The 17,728-nt window shown below is 37.5% G+C and carries 15 protein-coding genes, 1 other RNA gene and 2 pseudogenes; 15 read left to right on the forward strand and 3 right to left on the reverse strand.

What is annotated here, in order from left to right; genetic code table 11:
* Positions 1 to 55 precede the first annotated feature (55 nt).
* From gcvT to gcvPB, 3 genes are read left to right on the forward strand one after another with little or no spacing between them, the layout of a single operon-like run.
* Positions 56 to 1,162: a glycine cleavage system aminomethyltransferase GcvT gene (gene gcvT, locus MKX29_RS17055; RefSeq protein ID WP_341106720.1), complete on the forward strand. Its 1,107-nt coding sequence runs from the start codon at positions 56 to 58 to the stop codon at positions 1,160 to 1,162.
* A gap of 21 nt (positions 1,163 to 1,183) precedes the next feature.
* Entirely contained in the window at positions 1,184 to 2,530 is a 1,347-nt protein-coding gene (gene gcvPA, locus MKX29_RS17060) for an aminomethyl-transferring glycine dehydrogenase subunit GcvPA (RefSeq protein ID WP_341106723.1), read from the forward strand.
* Positions 2,523 to 3,983, forward strand: a complete 1,461-nt coding sequence (gene gcvPB / locus MKX29_RS17065; protein ID WP_095372595.1) for an aminomethyl-transferring glycine dehydrogenase subunit GcvPB — start codon at positions 2,523 to 2,525, stop codon at positions 3,981 to 3,983. Before gcvPA ends, gcvPB begins: the two co-directional genes overlap by 8 nt.
* A gap of 289 nt (positions 3,984 to 4,272) precedes the next feature.
* Here the strand turns inward: gcvPB and MKX29_RS17070 are convergent, their stop codons facing one another.
* Complete coding sequence (locus tag MKX29_RS17070; RefSeq protein WP_095372596.1) at positions 4,273 to 4,656, reverse strand: rhodanese-like domain-containing protein; 384 nt, start codon at positions 4,654 to 4,656, stop codon at positions 4,273 to 4,275.
* Between the two features lie 311 nt (positions 4,657 to 4,967).
* Here MKX29_RS17070 and MKX29_RS17075 point away from each other — a divergent pair, with 311 nt between their 5' ends.
* The 4 genes and pseudogenes from MKX29_RS17075 to MKX29_RS17090 all read left to right on the forward strand — a co-directional run bounded on the left by MKX29_RS17075 (position 4,968) and on the right by MKX29_RS17090 (position 10,594).
* A complete protein-coding gene (locus tag MKX29_RS17075; protein WP_224935998.1) occupies positions 4,968 to 5,804 on the forward strand; it encodes a lipoate--protein ligase family protein in 837 nt (278 codons plus the stop codon).
* Positions 5,805 to 6,159: 355 nt separating this feature from the next.
* A pseudogene (locus tag MKX29_RS17080) lies at positions 6,160 to 6,978 on the forward strand (ribonucleotide reductase N-terminal alpha domain-containing protein); the annotation flags it as partial.
* Positions 6,979 to 7,297: 319 nt separating this feature from the next.
* A pseudogene (locus tag MKX29_RS17085) lies at positions 7,298 to 9,040 on the forward strand (vitamin B12-dependent ribonucleotide reductase); the annotation flags it as partial.
* Between the two features lie 666 nt (positions 9,041 to 9,706).
* On the forward strand, positions 9,707 to 10,594 hold the full coding sequence (locus tag MKX29_RS17090; RefSeq protein ID WP_224935999.1) for a patatin-like phospholipase family protein: 888 nt from the start codon (positions 9,707 to 9,709) through the stop codon (positions 10,592 to 10,594).
* A gap of 56 nt (positions 10,595 to 10,650) precedes the next feature.
* On the opposite strand, the gene MKX29_RS17095 is transcribed toward MKX29_RS17090, so the two are convergent.
* Positions 10,651 to 11,040 (reverse strand): SA1362 family protein, encoded by a 390-nt coding sequence (locus MKX29_RS17095; RefSeq protein WP_224936000.1) that lies wholly within the window; start codon positions 11,038 to 11,040, stop codon positions 10,651 to 10,653.
* A 310-nt stretch (positions 11,041 to 11,350) separates the two neighbouring features.
* On the opposite strand from MKX29_RS17095, the gene MKX29_RS17100 reads away from it, so the two are divergent.
* The 5 genes from MKX29_RS17100 to ssrS all read left to right on the forward strand — a co-directional run bounded on the left by MKX29_RS17100 (position 11,351) and on the right by ssrS (position 14,298).
* A complete protein-coding gene (locus MKX29_RS17100; RefSeq protein ID WP_341106725.1) occupies positions 11,351 to 11,863 on the forward strand; it encodes a YqhR family membrane protein in 513 nt (170 codons plus the stop codon).
* A gap of 106 nt (positions 11,864 to 11,969) precedes the next feature.
* Positions 11,970 to 12,398 (forward strand): type II 3-dehydroquinate dehydratase, encoded by a 429-nt coding sequence (aroQ, locus tag MKX29_RS17105; RefSeq protein WP_251161969.1) that lies wholly within the window; start codon positions 11,970 to 11,972, stop codon positions 12,396 to 12,398.
* 17 nt (positions 12,399 to 12,415) lie between these two features.
* Positions 12,416 to 13,477, forward strand: coding sequence for a M24 family metallopeptidase (locus MKX29_RS17110; protein WP_224936003.1), 1,062 nt, complete (start codon positions 12,416 to 12,418; stop codon positions 13,475 to 13,477).
* Between the two features lie 28 nt (positions 13,478 to 13,505).
* The gene (gene efp, locus MKX29_RS17115) at positions 13,506 to 14,063 is read left to right on the forward strand and encodes an elongation factor P (RefSeq protein WP_224936004.1); all 558 of its coding nucleotides are present in this window, start codon (positions 13,506 to 13,508) and stop codon (positions 14,061 to 14,063) included.
* A 53-nt stretch (positions 14,064 to 14,116) separates the two neighbouring features.
* Positions 14,117 to 14,298: non-coding RNA, 6S RNA (gene ssrS / locus MKX29_RS17120), on the forward strand.
* A 227-nt stretch (positions 14,299 to 14,525) separates the two neighbouring features.
* On the opposite strand, the gene MKX29_RS17125 is transcribed toward ssrS, so the two are convergent.
* Positions 14,526 to 15,875, reverse strand: coding sequence for an alkaline phosphatase (locus MKX29_RS17125; protein ID WP_341106729.1), 1,350 nt, complete (start codon positions 15,873 to 15,875; stop codon positions 14,526 to 14,528).
* 158 nt (positions 15,876 to 16,033) lie between these two features.
* Here MKX29_RS17125 and spoIIIAA point away from each other — a divergent pair, with 158 nt between their 5' ends.
* From spoIIIAA to spoIIIAC, 3 genes are read left to right on the forward strand one after another with little or no spacing between them, the layout of a single operon-like run.
* The gene (spoIIIAA, locus tag MKX29_RS17130) at positions 16,034 to 16,957 is read left to right on the forward strand and encodes a stage III sporulation protein AA (RefSeq protein WP_224936006.1); all 924 of its coding nucleotides are present in this window, start codon (positions 16,034 to 16,036) and stop codon (positions 16,955 to 16,957) included.
* Positions 16,954 to 17,469, forward strand: a complete 516-nt coding sequence (gene spoIIIAB, locus MKX29_RS17135; protein WP_224936007.1) for a stage III sporulation protein SpoIIIAB — start codon at positions 16,954 to 16,956, stop codon at positions 17,467 to 17,469. Before spoIIIAA ends, spoIIIAB begins: the two co-directional genes overlap by 4 nt.
* A 38-nt stretch (positions 17,470 to 17,507) precedes the next feature.
* On the forward strand, positions 17,508 to 17,711 hold the full coding sequence (gene spoIIIAC, locus MKX29_RS17140) for a stage III sporulation protein AC (RefSeq protein WP_095372604.1): 204 nt from the start codon (positions 17,508 to 17,510) through the stop codon (positions 17,709 to 17,711).
* Positions 17,712 to 17,728: the final 17 nt, after the last annotated feature.

Below are 17,728 nucleotides of genomic sequence, written 5' to 3' on the forward strand. Positions count from 1 at the left end.
TAGTATGCAAATATTCATCTTAGAAAAAAACAGAAATATAAAGGAGGATGAGTGAATGTCACAGTTGAAGAAAACACCACTACATGACATTTATCAAGAGTATGGTGGAAAAACGATTGATTTTGGTGGATGGGCTCTACCTGTTCAATTTTCTAGTATTAAAGAAGAACATGAAGCGGTACGTACAAAAGCGGGTCTGTTTGATGTATCCCATATGGGAGAAATTGAGGTTAAAGGTCAAGATAGTTTACGTTATCTTCAGAAAATGATGACAAATGACGTCGCGAAACTAAAAACGTTTGGCGCACAATATACAGCAATGTGTTATGAAAATGGTGGAACTGTGGATGATTTGCTTATTTATAAAATGACTGAAGGTGAATACCTTTTAGTCGTAAACGCAGCTAATATCGAAAAAGATTATCAATGGTTACAAAATCATTTAGAAGGAAAGGTTGAACTTAAAAACCTTTCAGAGGATATGTCACAATTGGCCTTGCAAGGTCCTATGGCTGAGGTTGTTTTACAGAAGATTACAGATGTTGATTTAAGTGAAATTGGATTTTTTAAATTTAACCAAACAGTAAATATAAATGGCAAAAATGCATTAGTATCGAGAACTGGCTATACCGGTGAAGATGGTTTTGAAATTTATTGTCAAAATGAGGATGCAGTCTTTTTATGGCAGTCGATTTTAGAAGCAGGAAAAGAAGATGGAGTTCTTCCTTGTGGTCTAGGTGCCCGAGATACCCTTCGCTTCGAAGCCAATTTAGCCTTATATGGTCAAGAGTTGTCTTCTGAAATTTCTCCGCTTGAAGCAGGTATTGGCTTTGCCGTAAAAGTGAACAAAGAAGAAGATTTTATTGGAAAAGCGGCATTAAAATCACAAAAAGAAAATGGGTTAAGTAGAAAAATTGTTGGGATTGAAATGATTGAACGTGGGATTCCTCGTCATGGTTATGCAGTTTATGCTGACGACCAACGGATTGGTGAAGTTACTACGGGTACACAATCTCCTACTTTAAAGAAAAATATCGGCTTAGCACTTCTGGACAGTCCATACACAGCGCTAGATTCTGAAGTGGAAGTTGAAATTCGTAATAAGCGTGTCCGTGCCAAAGTAATTGCCACACCGTTTTATAAAAAAGAGAAAAAGAACTAACTAATCAGGGGGAGAGAAGCGATGAAACACCGTTATTTACCGATGACTGATTCTGATCAAAAAGAAATGCTTGAAGCAATCGGAGTCAAAACAATTGATGATTTATTTAGTGATATTCCTGAAAGCGTTCGTTTTAAAAGGGAATATAATATTAAACCAGCTAAAACGGAATCTGCTTTAATGAAAGAATTGATGCTTCTATCACAAAAAAATGCAGATTTAAAAACAAATACTTCATTTTTAGGTGCAGGTGTTTACGATCACTATATGCCAGTTATTGTTGATCACGTGTTATCTCGTTCAGAGTTCTATACTGCTTATACACCCTACCAACCGGAAATTTCCCAAGGTGAGTTGCAAGCGATTTTTGAATTTCAGACAATGATATCTGAACTAACAGGAATGGATGTAGCAAACTCATCTATGTATGATGGTGGAACGGCACTTGCGGAAGCTGCTATGTTAGCAACTGGACATACGAAGCGTAAAAAAGTATTGATTTCAAGTACAGTACATCCTGAATCAAAAGCTGTAATTGAGACTTATGCAAAAGGCCAATACATCGATGTAGTTGAAATTCCACACAAAGATGGATTAACAGATATGAGCGCACTAAAAGAAATGATTGGTGATGACATTGCCGCAGTAGTCGTGCAATATCCTAACTTTTTTGGAAGAGTGGAGCCACTTGCAGAATTAGAAGAAATTATCCATGCTCATAAATCCTTATTTGTTGTATCAAGTAACCCACTATCCTTAGGAGCGTTAACACCTCCAGGAAAATTTGGTGCAGATATCGTTGCTGGCGATGCGCAAGTTTTTGGTATTCCAACAGCTTTTGGTGGTCCTCACTGTGGTTACTTTGCCGTGACAAAGAAACTCATGAGGAAAGTACCTGGACGTTTAGTGGGGCAAACGGTTGATGAGAACGGACAACGTGGATTCGTGCTCACACTTCAAGCAAGAGAGCAACATATTCGTAGGGATAAAGCTACATCTAACATATGTTCAAACCAAGCTTTAAATGCACTAGCCGCATCTGTTGCAATGACAGCCTTGGGTAGAAACGGTGTTAAACAAATGGCGATAGATAATATTCAAAAGGCGCATTATGCGAAAGAACAATTTAGAAGTGCAGGCTTTGAAATTACTTTTGATGGCGGTTCATTCAACGAGTTTATTATTAAGTGTAATCGTCCAGTTCGTGAGGTAAATCAAGCATTACTGAAAAAGAATATTATTGGTGGTTATGATTTAGGCAGAGATTATAGTGAATTAGCTCATCATATGCTTATTGCTGTAACAGAGCTAAGAACAAAAGACGAAATTGATACATTTGTGGCAGAAATGGGGGATTACCGTGCATAACGAAAACCAGGCGCTCATATTTGAGCTAAGTAAACCAGGGAGAATCGGCTATAGCCTTCCCGAGATGGATATTCCAGAAGTAGAATTATCTGATTTGCTCCCAGCTGAATATATCCGTCAAGAGGACGCGGATTTACCTGAAGTATCTGAACTTGATATTATGCGTCATTATACAGCTTTATCTAAGCGTAATCACGGAGTAGATTCTGGTTTTTACCCGCTTGGGTCTTGTACGATGAAATATAATCCTAAAGTAAATGAGAATGTAGCACGCTATAACGGCTTTGCTCATTTACACCCATTACAGGACGAAAGCTCTGTTCAAGGTGCAATGGAGTTGTTATATGATTTACAAGAGCATTTAATTGAGATCACAGGAATGGACGAAGTCACTCTACAACCGGCAGCAGGTGCCCATGGCGAATGGACTGGGTTGATGATGATTCGTGCCTATCATGAAGCAAATGGTGATTTTAACCGTACAAAAGTTATTGTTCCAGATTCAGCTCATGGTACAAACCCTGCCTCGGCAACTGTGGCGGGCTTCGAAACCTTAACAGTTAAGTCTAATGATCAAGGCTTAGTAGATTTAGAAGATTTGAGGAGAGTGGTAGGAGATGATACAGCTGCTCTTATGCTAACAAACCCTAATACGTTAGGCTTGTTTGAAGAAAATATTCTAGAAATGGCAGAAATAGTCCATGGAGCAGGCGGGAAACTGTATTATGATGGAGCCAACTTAAATGCCGTTTTATCTAAAGCAAGACCGGGAGATATGGGATTTGACGTTGTTCATTTAAATTTGCATAAAACATTTACTGGTCCCCATGGTGGAGGAGGACCTGGATCAGGTCCTGTTGGGGTAAAAGAAGACTTAATTCCTTATTTGCCTAAACCAATCTTAGTGAAAACAGAAGAAGGTTATACATTTAATTATGACCGTCCACAGTCAATTGGAAGAGTCAAGCCTTATTACGGTAACTTCGGTATCAATGTCCGTGCCTATACGTATATTCGTTCTATGGGTCCAGATGGTTTGAAAGCTGTTACTGAAAATGCAGTACTTAATGCCAATTATATGATGCGTAAGCTAGCACCAGCATTCGATTTACCATATGATAAACATTGTAAACATGAGTTTGTATTAAGTGGAAAACGCCAGAAAAAATTAGGTGTACGCACGCTTGATATCGCGAAGCGTTTGCTTGATTTCGGTTATCATCCACCGACTATTTACTTCCCGTTAAATGTTGAAGAGTGTATGATGATCGAACCAACAGAGACTGAATCTAAAGAAACACTCGACAGCTTTATTGATGCGATGCTTCAGATTGCCAAGGAAGCTGAGGAAAACCCTGAGGTCGTCCAAGAAGCGCCACACACGACAGTAATTGGCCGTTTAGACGAGACGCTAGCAGCAAGAAAGCCAGTATTACGTTATCAAAAGGACTAATATAAAACGCCCTCTTACAAATATGTACGAGGTCTAAATAAAACGTGAACAAATTCATTTATGTGTATTTGTTCGCGTTTTTTTTGCGAAAATCACCCCTAACAGGAGTTTATAATTGTAGATTAAGAACGGATCTTATTCTTCTAAATAAAAAAGATAAGTATATTGGGACTCTTTACGTATGATATAAATGGTCTAACGTGGTTAGTAATATGTAGTTTAGAGGGAATAGAGGCATCATGACGAATGAGAATAAACCACCCGTTTTAAGTCGGGTGGTGTGAGAGATTTATTTTTTAGATTTAATTTTTCCGCCCCATTTTTTGAAGCCGCCTTGTAAATGAGAAAGATTTTTGTATCCCTTCCGATACAATAGTTGAGCCGCTCTACCGCTTCTCATTCCGCTCTGGCAGTATAAATAAACAGGCTTATCTTGACGAAGTTCAACAAGTCTTGTTTTTAACTGAGATAAGGGAATATTTCTGGCACCTAAAATATGGCCACCTTCATATTCATTTGGTTCTCGGACATCAATCAATTGCGCTTTACGATATCCTTCTCTGAATTCTTGTTCTGATAATGTTTTTACAATTCTCTTTTGATACAACCTTGTGATTACTGTGTAAACAATAATAGCACCGATTATAATTAATAAAAAATATAGAGTAGACAATTAATATTTGCTCCTTTCAAACATTGCTTACGCCAAGATATATTATATAAGTTTTTCATAGGTTTAGTAAAGGACAAGAACGAGAAAATTGTAATGAAAACTTAATGAAGCCCGCTTTTTTTGCACATTTAGAAAGGTAAAAAATCTTTCCATTAAGCGCTCATCTTTTTAATGCTTCATCAGTTGTAAGGACAAATCATTTTTCTAGACTAGATGGAAAGAAGAATGTATGGCTTTTTTTTCTGGTCGAATTTTGATAGACTAAAATACGCTTAAACGTTTACTAAAAATAGATGTAAAAGAGGGTTATTATGGGGAAGGAAGTATGGCGATTTATCCATTCAGGTATGGGTTCTCCATCATTTAATATGGCTTTAGATGAAGCTTTATTAGATTGGAATAGCGAAGGGAAAATGCCACCAGTGATTCGTTTCTATGGTTGGAACCCAGCCACACTATCTATCGGGTATTTTCAAAAAGTTGATAAGGAAATTAAGCTTGAAGCTGTAAAGGAAAATGGATTAGGTTTTGTTCGTAGGCCTACAGGTGGACGTGGGGTTCTGCATGAACATGAGCTGACTTATAGTGTAATTGTTCCTGAAGAACATCCACAAATGCCGAAAACAGTTACTGAGGCTTATCGTGTGATTTCAGAAGGGGTATTACGAGGTTTTCAACAACTAGGCTTAGAAGCATACTTTGCTGTACCTCGTTCAAAGGAAGAAAAAGAAATGCTAAAGAATCCTCGTTCATCCGTTTGTTTTGATGCACCAAGCTGGTATGAATTAGTTGTAGAAGGTCGTAAAGTAGCAGGTAGCGCCCAAACACGGCAAAAAGGTGTGATTCTACAACATGGATCCATCTTACTTGATTTAGATGAGGATAAATTATTTAGTCTGTTTAAATATTCAAACGATCGCGTGAAAGAAAGAATGCAAAGAGCATTTAGTAGTAAAGCGGTAGCGATAAATGAACTGACGGATCGCACAATTACATATGAAGAAGCAGTAGTGGCTTTTAAAAAGGGGTTTGAAGAAGGACTTGACATCATTCTAGAACCTTACGAACTTAGTGCAGAAGAAATAACTTATGTTGAAAAGCTGGCAAAAGAAAGATATGAAAATGATGAATGGACATTTAAACGATAATAAATTTTTTTCGACTCGCTCTTTTATTTTTAAAAGAGTAGAGTCGAATTGTTTTGTCTACTAGATTTGCGAGAAACGATTTAAAGTGCAAGTCGTAAAATTGGTGAAAATCATTTATTTTATTAACTTAAATAAATAATTGCTCTTGTTTTCGAGTGTTTATCCTCTTTCTTGCATTTGACAAAATAAAAATAACACAATATATAGTGTTATATTTTATAAAGTAGGTACTATATATTGATTATCGAGGTTTATTTATGATAACGTAAGGGTATTCTCTAAAAACAATATAAAAGCATAAAACGATGTAAACATAAAGAGAAGTAAATTTTTAATGATTGAAGGAGTTGTCGTAATGTCTGTTGCTGTAGGACAAGAATTAAAGTTAAATGTTGAGAGGTTAAATGAGGACATCCGCTTATTTCCACAAGTGCATCCTATTACTCCAGAGATGAAATTAACCCATAAAGGTGTTTCCCGCCTAGTTATGCTTGATAGATATACATTTAAAGATACAGAAAAAGTAACGTTATCTGAAGGTGACTTTGTTGTTCTAACGATTAAGGAGGATCCGAAGTTTCCTGCGCGAGGTTTAGGGTACATTGTAGAGATTGATTGGGAAAATAAAAAAGCAGTTGTACAAGTTGAACAAGATTATCGCGGTGTACTCGATACACAAGAAGAGATAGAAACGGGAATCATTGTACGTTCTTTAGACGTTATAGAGAAGCCGTTAGAAGTGTTTTACGAGCAAATTGCTAAGCGCAATGCCACAGGATTAGCTTCGGTTGAGAAGACTGAAGAAAAACAGAATGAATGGTTTGAGAAGTTTTATCAGGAATTAGCTGATTTGAACTTTATTCCAGCTGGTCGTGTCTTGTATGGTGCCGGTGCTGATACTGAGGTTACATACTTTAATTGCTATGTAATGCCGTTTGTACAAGATTCTCGTGAAGGTATCTCAGAGCATCGTAAACAAGTCATGGAAATCATGTCTAGAGGTGGCGGTGTTGGAACGAATGGTTCGACATTAAGACCGCGTAATACACTAGCGAAAGGAGTGAATGGGAAATCTTCCGGTTCTGTTTCTTGGTTAGATGATATTGCGAAGTTAACACATCTCGTTGAACAAGGTGGTTCAAGAAGAGGTGCGCAGATGATAATGTTAGCGGATTAATTGATGCTGTAGTCCGCGTCATTCAAACCAATGAATGACTAGAAAATCGGGTGAATTGCGGGGATATCCTGTTAAAGGCAAAACTGCTACAACGTGACTGGCAACGGTGAGCGTGAACGCTATAAAAAATGTTTTGCATGGGACAATCCGCAGCCAAGCGCCACTGGGCATAGGTAGTGGTGAAGGTTCAACGACTAGAGAGTGAGCCCCAACAATAAACTCTCAAATAGCGCCCGGCCCCTATAAAGGGTGATGATATAGTCTAGTCCGACTGCTAAGAGCAGTGTAAATATCCTGAAAGGGACGGTAGTTAACGTGGCATCCTGATATTATTGAATTTATTATTTCTAAAATGCAAAATCCAAGAATTCTTCGTTTCTTACTTGAAAATACGGAAGATGAGACAATTAAACGTTACGCTAAGGAAAAACTAAAATTCACTCCATTTACAGAGCAAGAGATTGCCATGTATCAAGGAATAATTAATTATAAAACCATTCCAGGTTTAGGTGGATTTAATGAGAAAATCATTAAAGATGCAGAAGAAAAACTATTAATAGGTGGAACATATGCTGTTCATAATTCTGAATTCCTTACTGGGGCGAATATTTCAGTTTGTTTAACGAAGGAGTTTATGGAAGCAGTTGAAAATGATGGTGAATATGAACTTCGTTTCCCAGATGTAGAGAGTTACGATCGTGAGCAAATGGACAACTACAACAAGCAATGGCATGAAGTTGGCGATGTGCGTGAATGGGAAAAGTTAGGTCACGGTGTTCGTGTATATCGTAAAATTAAAGCAAAAGAGCTTTGGAACTTGATCAATATTTGCGCAACTTATTCAGCTGAACCAGGTATCTTCTTCATTGATAACGCCAATGATATGACCAATGCGAAAAGCTATGGCCAAAAGGTAGTAGCAACAAACCCTTGTGGCGAACAGCCATTAGCTCCTTATAGTGTTTGTAACCTAGCAGCAGTGAACTTAGCTGAAATGGCTAACAAGGAAAATAAAACAGTTGATTTCGCAAAGTTGGCAAGAACTGTTGAGATTGGCGTACGTATGCAAGATAATGTCATCGATGCTACACCTTATTTCCTTGAAGACAATAAAAAACAAGCTTTGGGTGAACGTCGAGTTGGCTTAGGTGTCATGGGTCTGCATGATTTATTAATTTATTGTGAAACAGAGTATGGCTCAGAAGAAGGTAATGTATTAATTGACCAAGTGTTTGAAACGATTGCAACAACGGCTTATCGTGCGTCAGTAGAAATCGCTAAAGAAAAAGGTAGCTTCCCATTCTTAAACGGAGAAACAACGGAGGAAACGAACCGCTTAAGAAAAGCCTTTATCGAAACAGGCTATATGGAAAAGATGCCGGCTGATATCAAACAGGCAATTCTAGAAACGGGGATTCGTAATTCTCATTTATTAACAGTTGCTCCTACAGGTTCAACAGGGACAATGGTTGGTGTTTCTACTGGATTAGAACCATATTTCTCATTCTCTTATTTTAGAAGTGGTCGACTTGGTAAATTCATTGAAGTAAAAGCAGACATTGTTCAAGAATATTTAGATCGTCACCCAGAGGCGGATCCTGAAAATTTACCAAACTGGTTTATTGCTGCAATGGATTTAGCTCCTGAAGCGCATGCTGACGTGCAATGTGTGATTCAACGTTGGATTGATAGTTCCATAAGTAAAACAGTAAATGCGCCTAAAGGTTATAGTGTAGAACAAGTGCAAAAGGTGTATGAGCGTTTATACAAAGGTGGAGCAAAAGGCGGCACTGTATACGTGGATGGCTCAAGAGACTCTCAAGTATTAACTTTAAAAGCTGAAGAAAATTCTTTTGAAGAAGAAGCCTTAGAGAAGAAATCATCCACTAAACAGCATGTTGTCCTTGTTGATACCATCAATGACTTACGTTCAACTGATGTCACTATTGGATCTGAAGTTGGTAATACTTGCCCTGTCTGCCGTCAAGGGAAAGTGGAAGAAATCGGTGGCTGTAATACATGCACCAATTGTAATGCACAATTAAAATGTGGATTATAAGTAGCAAGACTGAAAGGAAAGCGAGCCGAGCTCACTAAATAAAAATACAAGCATGAGCAAATTATCTAGCGAATTTGTTCATGCTTTTTTTCTGTCTGTATAATCAGGAGCGGTCGCTAGACGGTTCTAGTTGGAGTTCACGTACAATTGACATAAGATCGTTTGCTTGAACATATTTAGTTAAAAATGGAAAGATAGTCTATGGCAAAAGGGAGTGTGCGTATAACTTGGTCAAAGATAACGAAGCAAAAGAGAATGGCTCGGACATCAAAAGTGTAATCGCCATAGATAGCAGAACAAAAGAGTTTCATCGGCCTTCATGAATATAAAAATTCCTGCCTACGCTGATCATAAAACGTGGGATAAAAAAGAATGCCAGCACCACCAGAAATTCTAATCATCCACATGAAAACTCCCCTCAACACTTCTTCTTCCTAGGGACTTAACAATTAATTTCACTGTCATCTTCATTAGCTTCAACATATTGTCCTGAAAAGAGTAATCCGTTTAATAGGGGATTTACCGAGTTCTTTTATGAACAACTGTCAGTTTTTTGATTTTCGCAAAAATCGGACTATTGCCAAGCTCAAGTGATTACAAATGTATTATAATGCTTTTTCTTTTTGCAAAAGGGTGTATGCAAATTAGAATGGGGTGATTGTATACATGGAAATCGATGGTGTTTTTTCAGGAGGGGGCATTAAAGGGTTCGCTCTAATTGGTGCTCTTGCGGAAATTGAAAAACAAGGTTTCCAATTCAAACGTGTGGCTGGAACGAGTGCCGGGTCAATTATATCTGCATTAATTATCGCAGGCTATTCAAGTGATGAGATAGAAAGAATGATGGATGATTTGGATTTAAAAGTGTTTTTAGATAGTAGAAAATCACTTATTCCTATTGCTGTAGCAAAATGGATATTTTTATTTTGGAGTTTGGGATTATATAAGGGAAATGAATTAGAAAAGTGGATAGAAGCTCGATTAGCAGCAAGGGGGATTCGTACATTTGCAGACGTTCCCCCGCTTTCTCTACGCATTATTGCATCAGATTTAACGAATGGGAGATTACTCGTGCTTCCAGATGACTTACCGAAATACCAAATTGACCCGAATCGTTTTTCCGTAGCCAAGGCAGTGAGGATGAGTTGTAGTATGCCTTATTTTTTTGAACCTGTGAAAATCGGTGGTCGTGGAAAGCGTAATAATTTAATGGTGGACGGTGGTGTCTTAAGTAACTTCCCTATGTGGTTGTTTGATAAAGATAATGTAAAGAAAACGAGACCGGTTCTCGGGGTGAAATTGAGTATTAATAATAATGAACAACCACCAAGAAGAATCAAGAATGCAATTCAAATGTTTGAAGCATTATTTGAAACTATGAAGGATGCTCATGATTCCCGTTATATTTCGAGAAGTCATGAACAGAATGTTATTTTTGTTCCTACAGAAGGAGTATTAGCAACAGAGTTTGAGTTAACTGAAGAAGGGAAGAGAGATTTACTGAAACTAGGGAGGGAAAGAGCGAAGGAATTTCTTGCCACATGGACTTATTGAAAATAAGCCTAAAATGTCTCAAATAACGCAATCTGACATTAAAAAAATCGGAGCTCTTATAAAGAAGCCCGATTTTTCTTTTTGCCTTTTTTTCCTTCAATGACTGTTAGATGTACAGAGGTATTTCTTTTTGATTTTTTTATAGAAGTTAAAGTGACTGGCTTACTTCTTCGGTTTGAAGAAGTTTGATTCTCTTTATTTTTAAAACGTTTTTTTGACTTTTTAGCGGCTTGCGCAAATGCTTTTCGCTCACTCTTATTGGGACTTGATGACCCGCTAAGTTTCTGGACGACAAAATAGATGACGACCCCAACAAGCGCCATAATGGCTATACCTCGAAATAATCCGGCTGGGTCTTTAATTAATTGAGAACCAAGCCCAATCATTGCAAGTAAAATAAGTGCGCCAAAAATATATAAGGATTTCCGATTCTTCAAGAAAGCCACCTCCCTATGAGCATGATGAGCATATTTGTAAGCTTTTAAACTTCGAAAGAGCAAAAAACCAATTTATCGTACCCTTTTAAAGTTATCTTACCCAATATTTGAGATTTCAAGCAGTACTTATATAAGAAAAATATTATCTTAGACTATCTTGTACAATCAATAAGATTTTATATATAAATTTCTCTATTTTCACTGTGAAACCCTCTACAAATAGATAAAAAACAAGAAAAAAATACGGATTTTAACAATTTTATGAAAGATGCAATGGTTTCTACCTGCTTTGGACATAATAAGCACGGAGGTGAATCATATGAGTGATAAACATGAATTAGAACAAAACGAACGGGAACAACCATTATCAATGACATCTTTAACTTTTATCTCTGGATTTGTCGGAGGTGTTTTTTGGAGTACGATTGGTTACATCGCTTATGTCCTTAATTTAACAGAAGTAGGACCAAGAGTCATTTTAGAACCATGGACAATAGGTGATTGGAAGGATGGTTGGCTTGGAACAGTGATTTCGATTATTTTAATTGGAGCTGTTTCAGTTGTAGCCGCTTATATTTATTATTGGACAATGAGAAGGTTCAAGAAAATGTGGTTTGGTGCCCTTTATGGACTTGTTTTATTTGCCCTTGTTTTTTTTGTCCTAAATCCGATGTTTCCTAATATTGCCCCTGTAGGAGATTTGAAAATAAATACAATTATTACATCTGTTTGCTTATATTTATTGTATGGTGTATTTGTTGGTTATTCCATTTCATATGAAAATGAAGAACAACAAAAGATGAAAGAAGCACAAGAAACAGAAGAAGCTTAAATTGTTAGAAGATTGATTGCTTTTATTTGCTTTATTATAGTGAGTGTTCTCTATTTTGTGATAAAATAGCCATATTGAATATTTCAGTATTCGTAGGAGTGGCGCCATGAAAAAAATATTGCTCATCAATGGACCGAATTTGAATCTTCTAGGCCAACGTGAACCAGGGATATACGGTTCGGACACATTAGAGTCGCTTGAACATAATTTAAAACAAATAGCTGAACAAAGAAATGTTGCGCTTACTTGTGTGCAATCCAATCACGAAGGCGTAATCATTGATCAAATCCAACTGGCGAATAGGAAATATGAAGGTATTATATTTAATCCAGGAGCATTTACTCACTATAGTATTGCTATTCGTGATGCCATTGCAGCCATTGATGTCCCTGTTATTGAAGTACATATATCCAATGTGCATAAAAGAGAATCATTCAGACATCATTCCGTCATGGCAGCAGTAACACAGGGGCAAATTGTTGGTTTAGGAATGAAAGGCTATGAGCTTGCTTTATTTGCATTAACAGATGAATAAGAGGGAGAGTAGAAGTGATGACAAAGATAGATAAAATAAGAAATAGTTTTGATCAGGTAGGTATTGATGCTATTTTGATTACGAGTGCTTATAACAGACGGTATGTTTCTGATTTTACAGGGTCTGCTGGTGCTGTTTTAATTAGCCAAAACGATGCATTGTTCATTACTGATTTTCGTTATACTGAGCAAGCTAGCAAGCAATGTACTGGATATACGGTTGTGCAACATAAAGGAACCATACCTGAAGAAGTGGCAACAATCGTAAAGCAATTAGGTATTAAGAAATTAGGATTTGAAAAAGATTATGTTACATATGCTTCTTACCAAACTTTTAATGAAACAATTGATGCTGAATTAATTCCTGTATCAGGCGAAATTGAAAAGTTACGCTTGATAAAGGATGAATCAGAGATTAAGATATTAAAGGGAGCCGCGAAAATAGCGGATAGCGCTTTTTCTCATATTCTTAACTTTATTCAACCTGGTAAGACAGAAATAGAAGTCGCAAATGAATTAGAATTTTTTATGAGAAAAGAAGGAGCAACTTCATCTTCGTTTGATATGATTGTTGCTTCAGGTGTCCGTGGTGCATTACCTCATGGTGTAGCGAGTGAGAAAGTTATCGAAAAAGGCGAGCTTGTTACAATTGACTTTGGTGCATTATATAATGGATACGTTTCCGATATAACAAGAACCGTTGCTGTCGGTCAACCAAGTGATAAGATGAAAGAAGTATACGATATTGTTTTAGAAGCACAGTTACGTGGTATGAAAGGGATTAAAGCTGGAATTACTGGAAAGCAAGCTGACGCTTTAACGAGAGACTATATTTCAGAAAAAGGCTATGGTGAATATTTTGGTCATTCTACCGGTCACGGTATTGGCTTAGAAGTCCATGAAGGACCAGGGCTCTCTTTTAAATCTGACATCGTATTAGAACCAGGAATGGTTGTTACTTGTGAACCGGGTATATATTTACCAGGCATCGGTGGTGTTAGAATTGAAGATGATACGATTGTAACTAAAGAGGGTAATGAAAACCTTAATACATCAACAAAAGAATTAGTTATTCTTTAATGAGTGAATAGTAGGAGGAACTTTTTGCATGATTTCAGTAAATGATTTTAAAACAGGTTTAACCATTGAAGTAGATAATGGGATTTGGCGTGTAATAGATTTCCAACACGTGAAACCAGGTAAAGGTGCGGCGTTTGTTCGTTCAAAATTACGTAATCTACGTACAGGAGCTATTCAAGAAAAAACATTCCGTGCGGGTGAAAAAGTAGCTAAAGCACAAATTGATAATCGTAAAATGCAATATTTATATGCTAATGGTGATCAACACGTCTTTATGGATACAGAATCTTATGATCAAATTGAATTAAGTGCTTCAGCAATTGAATATGAATTGAAGTTCTTAAAAGAAAATATGGAAGTTTCCATTATTTTATATCAAAGTGAAACATTAGGTGTTGAATTGCCAAATACGGTAGTACTCGAAGTAACTGAAACAGAACCTGGCATCAAAGGTGATACGGCCTCTGGTGGTACAAAACCAGCCATTTTAGAAACAGGCTTAAGTGTGCAAGTACCATTCTTTGTGAACCAAGGTGATAAGCTTATTATTAACACAACAGATGCTTCTTACGTATCTCGTGCTTAATTTTTGAGTTTGATGACTTGTTATTTTCGTGATCTTATAGTAATATAATAATCAACTTGCTGCGTTGTTCGTTTGTATATGAAGTTTCAACCTTTACGTTAATTGAGGGAGCTTAAGATCATAATTGAAATAACATGCCTACATTGTTTAGGACGTTAGGAAGATTATTGCAAGCACCCACCTGGTGGAGCAGGTATGAAACTCCATATAAATCGGCGGCAACAGCGGCTACTTGATTTACTAATAAAGACATTTGAGATGATTCTCAGATGTCTTTTTTACGTTTCAACCTTAAAAATGACTTCCAAAGAGAGGCTAAAGTAAGGTCGAAGTTTACAATAAAAAGAAAATAACGAGTAAGTCTTATAAACCTAATTGGTTTACTGTATAAAAACGTGAGTAAAATTTTATTCAACCATCTTAAAGATAAAGGTGGGAATTCCCCACCTATACATTCCATCATTATTCCCATTGATAACCCAATAATTCCGCCATTTTTTTAGGGATATCTGTATTATCCAACATGCCATGAAAATGTTCTGCACCTGCACCGTAGGCAAATAACGGAACTGGATTGGCTGTATGGCCACCCGCACTACTTATGCCACGGATTTGGTGATGAACGATACCAGTATTATATCTTTCTGAGATAAAGCTACCGAGTTCCCATGCAGCTTTATTTCTTTTGTATACTTTCCCCCGAGCGTTCATTAATCTTGCATTGAGCTGTATGCCTTCTTCCTCAGTTAAAAAAATTCCAGTAAATTTAAATAAATTGTCTACTAATTGAGACGTAATGAATTTACCGTCCTCTCCCATTTTCGTTTGTGCAAGCACATATTCTGGTGAAGCTTGAATTTTTTTGATCATTTTTCGCTTTAGTGGTTCGGTCGCAGAAATACCCATTGTTTCATGATCAGCAACAACTACAATCAAAGTATCTGAACGGTTATGAGCCCATTCGACAGCCGTTTTCACAGCCTCATCAAATTCTACTGTTTCTCTCCAAACACTTGCTATATCTGCTGAATGGGCTGCGTGGTCAATCCTTGCGCCTTCCACCATTAAAAAGAAACCATTTGCATTATTAAGCTTTTGTAGTGCTGTTTTTGTCATTTCGCTTAAGCTGGGTTCTGTGCCATCTGTATATTTGCGGTCTATTTTAAATGACAGATGATACGGAGCAAAAAGGCCAAGCAGTTTATCCCCTGTCTGATTGCTTAATAAATCATGTCTATTTCTGACAATGGTATAACCTAACTTCTTTGCTTTTTCTAACAGGGCAGGACCATAAAAAACTTCTCCCCCACCTAACATGACATCAGGAGCGAGTGTGAGTTGTTGCTTCGCAATATCCGCCTGGTTTGCCCAACGATTAAGAACGCTTGCTGTGAAAGCGGCAGGTGTGGCATCCGTGATGGCATTGGTTGAGATGATACCAGTCTTTTTCTTTTGCTCTTTAAATAAATCGAGGATGCTTTTAACCTCCTTGCCATCTGGCGTGACTCCGATCATTTCATTATTGGTTTTGCTTCCTGTTGCGAGGGCAGTACCGGCAGCAGCAGAATCAGTTACGACTCGATTAGCCGAATAGGTTTGAACAAGGGCACTAAACGGGAGGGAAGTTAGAAACAATTGCCCCTCTTTGCCTCTTTCCAATTCCCGCGCTATCTCTAGTTGGCCCACCCCCATACCGTCTCCAATCATATAGATAATGTTTGTAGGCTTGTTTCCTTCTGCCGTAACAGACGTAGTATTTATTAGTAGGAATAAAGAAAAACATAGAATAGACAAGTACTTTAATTTCCTCACTCAATTCACATCCTCTTTAATAGATTGTCATGTGAATTATTGTCTCTCTTTTAATAATAATTATTTGCTATATGGTCATACGTTAGATTCATCTTGCATACATTGAGAGTAGAAAAGAGCAAGTCCTATGGAGACAAAGGAAAGGGAGGACTTTCGAGGTGGAAACAATTCTAGCATTTTTACCACGTTCAATCTCACAACAGTTACGGCAATTACCAACTCGTCAGTTAGCAGAAATAGAGGAAATAAGGATTAGGACTCATCGCCCGATTGAAGTTGTTACACATGGTAACTATGTTTTGTTACCTTATCAAGCAACGGAAGAGGATGCGATTCAGTTATTAGATAAGATGAGTCACTTCTCTATCTATACTTTGGAAGAAGAGTTACGTAGAGGTTATATCACGATAGAGGGCGGTCACCGTGTCGGACTAGCAGGTAAAGTTATTTTAGAAGGCGGACAAGTAAAAGTGATTAGAGATGTCGCTTCTTTTAACATTCGTATTGCCAAGGAAAAAATCGGGATTGCAGAAACTGTTGCTCACCATATTTATCAGAATGGTTGGATGCATACAGTTATTATCGGTCCTCCACAAACTGGAAAGACAACTTTGCTTAGAGATTTAGCGAGAATGGTCTCTAGTGAAAATAAATACACAACTGCTAAAAAAGTAGGCATCGTCGATGAAAGATCTGAAATAGCTGGAAGTATTCATGGTATACCACAAATGAGGTTTGGTCCGCGTGTTGATGTGTTAGATGCATGCCCAAAAGCTGAAGGTATGATGATGATGATTCGCTCGATGAGCCCAGATGTCCTTGTGGTCGATGAATTGGGTAGCAAAGCAGATGTAGAAGCCGTATTAGAAGCAGTTAATGCTGGTATAAAGTTAATTACTACTACCCACGGCTTCTCGTATGAAGATATAAAAAAACGTCCGTTAATGGCACCTTTACTTGAATTAGATATATTTGAACGTTTTGTTGAACTTAATAGGCGTGCAGGACCGGGGAATATACAAGCTGTCAAAGATGGTAATGGTATGCGGTTACATGGAAGGCAAGAGGTATTAGGACCATGATTAAAATAGTGGGAGCAATACTAATTATCGTGGCTACTACTCTCGTAGGATTTGAGATATCAAAACGATTAAGTGAAAGGCCGCGTCAACTAAGGCAGCTAAAGAGTGCCTTGCAATCATTGGAAGCGGAAATCATGTATGGCCACACTCCATTACATGAGGCATCACGACGGCTCGCTTCTCAGTTAAGTCACCCAGTTTCGTTATTCTTTGCTGATTTTGCTTCTCGGCTAACAGAAACTGAAACGACAGTGATGAGGGCTTGGGAGAATAGCTTGAATCACATTTGGAAGAAAACGGCTCTGAAAAACAGTGAATTTGAAATCATGAAACAATTCGGAGAGACATTAGGGCGACATGATCGCATCTCCCAACAAAAGCAAATTTTGCTGACATTAGCCCATCTTGAACGTGAAGAAGTAGATGCGCATGAGAAACAGGCAAAATACGAAAGAATGGCGAAAAGCCTCGGGTTTTTATCAGGACTTCTGCTAATTATTTTATTAATGTAGAGAAAATTTCTCATGTTTGAGTGTAGGAGGAGAAAATAATGGGATTAGATGTCGAGATTATTTTTAAAATTGCCGGTGTTGGGATAGTCGTCGCTTTTTTACACACGATTCTTGACCAAGTGGGAAAGAAAGAATATGCCCAATGGGTCACTTTGTTTGGATTTATCTATATTTTATTCCTGGTTGCATCAGTGGTAGATAACCTCTTTCAAAAAATCAAATCAGTATTCTTATTTCAATAAGAAGGGAGAGGTATGCC

Source organism: Cytobacillus sp. FSL R7-0696 (assembly GCF_038006865.1).
Taxonomy (GTDB): Bacteria; Bacillota; Bacilli; order Bacillales; family Cytobacillaceae; genus Cytobacillus; species Cytobacillus kochii.